This window comes from Streptomyces sp. W16, from assembly GCF_033194735.1.
Lineage (GTDB): Bacteria > Actinomycetota > Actinomycetes > Streptomycetales > Streptomycetaceae > Streptomyces.
The window spans coordinates 1-4998 of record NZ_JAWOAI010000629.1 but is presented as its reverse complement, the minus strand read 5'-3'; the positions used below and the strand labels follow the sequence as shown (position 1 = coordinate 4998).

At 69.0% G+C, this 4998-nt stretch carries 6 protein-coding genes; 3 read left to right on the top strand and 3 right to left on the bottom strand.

The window, feature by feature from the left end:
- Both R6V09_RS45685 and R6V09_RS45680 read left to right on the top strand, forming a co-directional pair.
- Positions 1 to 582, top strand: a 582-nt coding sequence (locus R6V09_RS45685) for an N-acetylmuramoyl-L-alanine amidase (protein ID WP_317887381.1), incomplete at its 5' end; no start/stop codon positions are given.
- A 213-nt stretch (positions 583 to 795) separates the two neighbouring features.
- Positions 796 to 2355 carry a multicopper oxidase family protein gene (locus tag R6V09_RS45680; protein ID WP_317887380.1) on the top strand — a complete coding sequence of 520 codons (1560 nt, stop codon included), beginning with the start codon at positions 796 to 798 and terminating at the stop codon, positions 2353 to 2355.
- A 14-nt stretch (positions 2356 to 2369) separates the two neighbouring features.
- Here the strand turns inward: R6V09_RS45680 and R6V09_RS45675 are convergent, their stop codons facing one another.
- The 3 genes from R6V09_RS45675 to R6V09_RS45665 are packed head-to-tail and all read right to left on the bottom strand — an operon-like array spanning position 2370 to position 4085.
- The gene (locus tag R6V09_RS45675; RefSeq protein ID WP_317887379.1) at positions 2370 to 3533 is read right to left on the bottom strand and encodes a cysteine desulfurase family protein; all 1164 of its coding nucleotides are present in this window, start codon (positions 3531 to 3533) and stop codon (positions 2370 to 2372) included.
- Between the two features lie 52 nt (positions 3534 to 3585).
- Complete coding sequence (locus R6V09_RS45670; protein WP_317887378.1) at positions 3586 to 3873, bottom strand: DUF4190 domain-containing protein; 288 nt, start codon at positions 3871 to 3873, stop codon at positions 3586 to 3588.
- Positions 3874 to 3917: 44 nt separating this feature from the next.
- A complete protein-coding gene (locus R6V09_RS45665) occupies positions 3918 to 4085 on the bottom strand; it encodes a hypothetical protein (protein ID WP_019068631.1) in 168 nt (55 codons plus the stop codon).
- Positions 4086 to 4227: 142 nt separating this feature from the next.
- On the opposite strand from R6V09_RS45665, the gene R6V09_RS45660 reads away from it, so the two are divergent.
- Positions 4228 to 4854, top strand: a complete 627-nt coding sequence (locus R6V09_RS45660) for a TetR family transcriptional regulator (RefSeq protein ID WP_317887377.1) — start codon at positions 4228 to 4230, stop codon at positions 4852 to 4854.
- Positions 4855 to 4998: the final 144 nt, after the last annotated feature.

Here is a 4998-nt window from a genome sequence, read left to right as displayed (position 1 = left end):
GGGACGGCCGCGTTGGCGCGGGACGAGTTGTCGCGGCTGTGGTGGCGGCTGCCGGGGGTGGAGAAGCCGCGGACGCCGGGGGCGGTCGACTTCCGGGGCGCGTCATGGGTGGCCGCGTCCTCGGCGAACTACCGGCGGGCGGACCGGCCGGACGACTACGCGATAGACCGGGTGGTCATCCATGTCACCCAGGGCAGTTTCGACAGTGCGGTGAAGGCCTTCCAGGACCCCGCGCACGAGGCGGCGGCGCACTACATCGTCCGGAAGGACGGGCACGTCACACAGATGATCCGCGAGCTGGACGTGGCCTTCCACGCGGGCAACCGGCAGTACAACGAACGCAGTGTCGGCATCGAGCACGAGGGCTTCGTGGAGCGGGCGTCCTCGTTCACGGACGCGATGTACGCGGGCTCTGCGCGGCTGACGGCGCAGATATGCCGACGGTACGGAATGCCCGTCGACCGGGAGCACGTCATCGGGCACGTGGAGGTGCCGGGGACGGATCACACGGACCCCGGGCGGTACTGGGACTGGGACCGGTACATGACACTCGTAAGGCGGGCACACCGGACGCAGGTGTGACCCAGGCCACACGATGCTTTGGCTATGAGTCGTTTCAGTCACGGCGGTGTCCGATGCGTCCCCTGCTCCAGATGTGACCTGGGATACGCCAACTCGGCTTCGCTCCAAGGGGAGTTGAGGAGAGATCCCGCACACTTAGATTCCACAGCTTGCTCCGCTGGCTACTAACAACCCCCCAGTCTTTACACAGCCCTTAGGTCAAATCTCTGCCGCATGACACACACCAGCGAGCCCGCGTCCGGAGCGACCGACAAGGGCAACCACCGCAAGAACACGGCCGAGAAGCGCGAGCACGCCAAGGACATCGCGGCCCGGGGCAAGGGTCTGCACCGGCGCAAGTTCCTCGGCGGAATGGCCGGAGCCGGCATCGCGGCGGTCGCCGCGGCCGGCGGTGCCTTCTCCCTGCTGAACGACGCGGCGAAGAACAAGGCGTCCGCGGCGGACAGCACCCTTGTCATCCCGGACCTCCTGGAGGGCACCACCAGCGACAGCACCACCACCTTCACGCTGGAGGCGAAGACCGGCACCGCCGAGGTGCTGAGCGGTGTCACCAGCGACACCATGGGCTACAACCAGTCGTTCCTCGGCCCCACCATGAAGTGGACCAACGGCGACACGGTCCTGCTGAACATCACCAACAGCCTGGGCGAGGACACCACCGTCCACTTCCACGGCGCCCACGTCCCGGCCAAGATGGACGGCGGCCCGCAGGTCGCCTTCTCCGACGGCACGACCTGGTCGCCCACGTTCACGGTCAAGGACCCGGCCACCACGCTCTGGTACCACCCGCACGCCCTGGGCACCACCGCCAAGCAGGCCGTGCACGGCCTGGCCGGCATGATCATCGTCGAGGACTCCACGGACGCGTCCGCCGCGCTGCCCAGCGACTACGGCGTCGACGACATCCCGCTCATCTTCCAGTGCCTCGCCACCGACAGCGCCGGGGACATCAAGTACGACCTGGCCGGCTACCTCGGCACCGGCCTCAGCTACCCGCTGCTGCTGAACGGCACGAACGTCGACTCCACCACGCTCGGCTTCACCGCCACCAAGACCCGCACCCGCTTCCGGATGTTGAACGCCTCGCCCTCCGACATCATCACCATCCAGCGCAGCGACGGCGGCACGCTCAGCCAGATCTCCACCGACCAGGGATATCTGACCGAGGCGACCGACGTGACGTCCATCCGGCTGGTGGCCGGCGCCCGCGCCGAGTTCGTGATGGACCTGACCGCGGACGCGACGCTCCAGGCCGTCGTCACCACCGGCTGGGTACGCGGCGGCAGCGGCACCTTCGACGTCCTCGCCATCACCGCGAGCGGCACGGACACCCCGGACGACCTGCCCAGCACCCTCAACACCATCGACCGGTACGACACCACCGACTTCACCGCCCGCACCATCACGCTCGGCCAGAGCGGCACCACCATGCTGATCAACGGCTCGGCCGGCACCAGCATGGACTCCATGGCGATGATCAGCACCACGGTGGGCTCCAAGGAGATCTGGACGATCACCAACAGCACCCAGCTGGAACACTCGTTCCATCTGCACGACGTGCCGTACCAGCTCATAGCGATCAACGGCGAGACACCGACGGGCGTCGAACTCGGCTGGTACGACACCTACGAAGTGGTCGGTGGCGGCTCGATCCAGATCGCCATGGAGTTCACCGACTTCAGCGACGACACGTACATGTACATGCTCCATTGCCATCTCCTCCAACATGAGGACGAAGGCATGATGGCCTCCCTCATGGTGACGGACAGTTAGGCAGCTACGTAAGGTCAGGTCAGCCCGGCGGCGCGAGCTCGTTCCACCGCCGGGCCGATCGCTTTCGCCACGGCCTCCACATCGGCCTCCGTGGAGGTGTGGCCGAGGGAGAAGCGCAGGGTGCCGCGGGCCAGGTCCGGATCGGTGCCGGTGGCCAGCAGGACATGGCTGGGCTGGGCGACCCCCGCAGTGCAGGCCGAGCCGGTGGAGCACTCGATGCCCTGGGCGTCCAGCAGCAACAGCAGCGAGTCGCCCTCGCAACCCGGGAACGTGAAGTGGGCGTTGGCCGGCAGCCGGTGCACCGGGTCCCCGCCGAGGATCGCGTCCGGGACCGCCGTACTGACGGCTGCGACGAGGTCGTCGCGCAGGGCGCCGATCTCGCGGGCGAACCACTCGCGCTGTTCGGCGGCGAGGCGGCCGGCGACCGCGAAGGAGGCGATCGCGGGGACGTCGAGGGTGCCGGAGCGGACATGGCGTTCCTGGCCGCCGCCGTGCAGGACGGGTACGGGGGTGTACTCGCGGCCGAGCAGCAGGGCGCCGATGCCGTAGGGCCCGCCGATCTTGTGGCCTGAGACCGTCATCGCGGCGAGGCCGGAGGCGGCGAAGTCGACCGGGACCTGGCCGAAGGCCTGCACCGCGTCGGCGTGCAGCGGGACGCCGAACTCCCGGGCCACATCGGCGAGTTCACGGACCGGCAGGACCGTACCGATCTCGTTGTTGGCCCACATCACGGTGGCCAGGGCGACGTCGTCGGGGTTGCGGGCGATGGCCTCGCGCAGCACCTCGGGGTGGACACGGCCGTAGGAGTCGACCGGGAGGTACTCGACGGTGGCGCCCTCGTGTTCGCCCAGCCAGTGGACGGCGTCCAGGACGGCGTGGTGCTCGACGGGGCTGGCCAGGACCCGGGTGCGGGCCGGGTCGGCGTCACGGCGGGACCAGTACAGGCCCTTCACCGCGAGGTTGTCGGCCTCGGTGCCGCCGGAGGTGAAGACCACCTCGCTGGGGCGGGCGCCGAGCGCTTCGGCGAGGGTCTCCCGAGACTCTTCGACCGTACGGCGGGCCTTGCGGCCGGAAGCGTGGAGGGAGGAGGCGTTGCCCGTGATGCTCAGGTGGGCCGTCATCGCCTCGACTGCCTCGGGAAGCATCGGGGTGGTCGCGGCGTGGTCGAGGTATGCCATGGTGCCGCCGATTCTACGGTCCCCGGCGGGCACCCCGGAGGGGCGGGCCGGGCTAGAAGTTCCAGGAGACCGTGCTGTCCAACTGCATGAAGGCGACGAGGACCAGCAGATCGGCGACGCCGAGTCCGAGGCCGAGGAAGGCCCGGCCACGGCGGGCGGTGCCGCGCCACAGGGCCGCGCCGGCCAGGGCGATGGCGATCGGGCCGAGGAAGACGTTCAGGACGAGCAGGCCGACGAGGCCGAGGATGAAGGACGCGACGGCCATGCCGTCGGCGTCACGGCCGCCGGCGGCCTTGATGTCGGTGGTGGTGCTGCTGGTTGCCGGTGCGGTGAGTTGCATGGTGGTTCGGCTCCCGAGGATCGGGTGGGCGGATGGACGGGCGGTCAGTTGGCGGACGTACGGCCGCGGCGGCCGTGCCGCTCGCGGAGCGCGAAGATGCCCAGCCATACGGCGATGACGGTGGCGGCGACGGCGGTGAAGGCGAACGACGCGTGGGCCACGGTGCCCATCACGACGCCGAACAGCAGGAGCGCTGCGACGAGGACCAGCATGGGATGAATCCCCCTCCGAGATGACTTGAGAAGACTCTCGTTACGTTTCGGTGAACGGTTGTAGTAACACTTGTTCACTGACTTTGAGTCTAGCGCGTTCGTCGGCTTTTCAATTCCGGAGAACAGTTGTTAACTGGATGACATGAGTCACACCCTCGGCATCCGGCAGGTACAGAAGCAGAAGACCCGACAGGCGTTGCTGGACGCCGCGTTGGGGCTGCTGGAGGAGCAGAGCCTCAGCAGCCTGGGCCTGCGCGAGGTCACCCGTGCCGTCGGGGTCGCGCCGACCGCCTTCTACCGGCACTTCCGCTCCACGGCCGACCTCGGGGTGGCACTCGTCGAGGAGGCGCTCGGCAGTCTGCACCCGATGATCCGGCAGACGGTGGCGACGGCGGAGGACAGCGAGCAACGCATCGTGCGCGCGGTCCAGTTGATCGCGGACCATGTGGACACCCACCCGGCTCATGTCCGCTTCCTCGCCCGCGAGCGGCACGGCGGGGTGCAGCCGGTACGGGAGGCCATCCGGGAGCAACTCGCCCGGTTCGCCGAGGAGGTGAAGGCGGAACTCGCCAAGGACCCGGAGTCGAGCGGCTGGAACGACTCCGACCTGCTGATGCTGGCCCACCTCTACGTCGACCAGATGCTCGTCACGGCCTCGCTCCTCCTGGAGGCACAGGAGGCGACGGCCGAGGAGCAGGAGCGCGTGACCCAACTCGCCACCCGCCAGATGCGGTTGATCAGCGTCGGCCGCCGGCACTGGCTCGGCTGACCGGCGTATCGGAAACGGGCATACGACAGGGGCGGCGCGCCCGGTGTACGGATGCGCCGCCCCTGTCGTGCGGTACCGCGGTCAGCCCTGCTGCGGGGCCCCGCTCATCTGGCCACCGCCCGGGCCTCCGCCGCACCCGCCGCC

Coding starts and splice junctions, on each gene's coding strand:
- R6V09_RS45665 (WP_019068631.1), bottom strand. CDS start 4,085: ATGCTGGTCCTCGTCGCAGCGCTCCTGCTGTTCGGCGTCGTGATGGGC.
- R6V09_RS45675 (WP_317887379.1), bottom strand. CDS start 3,533: ATGGCATACCTCGACCACGCCGCGACCACCCCGATGCTTCCCGAGGCA.
- R6V09_RS45660 (WP_317887377.1), top strand. CDS start 4,228: ATGAGTCACACCCTCGGCATCCGGCAGGTACAGAAGCAGAAGACCCGA.
- R6V09_RS45680 (WP_317887380.1), top strand. CDS start 796: ATGACACACACCAGCGAGCCCGCGTCCGGAGCGACCGACAAGGGCAAC.
- R6V09_RS45670 (WP_317887378.1), bottom strand. CDS start 3,873: ATGCAACTCACCGCACCGGCAACCAGCAGCACCACCACCGACATCAAG.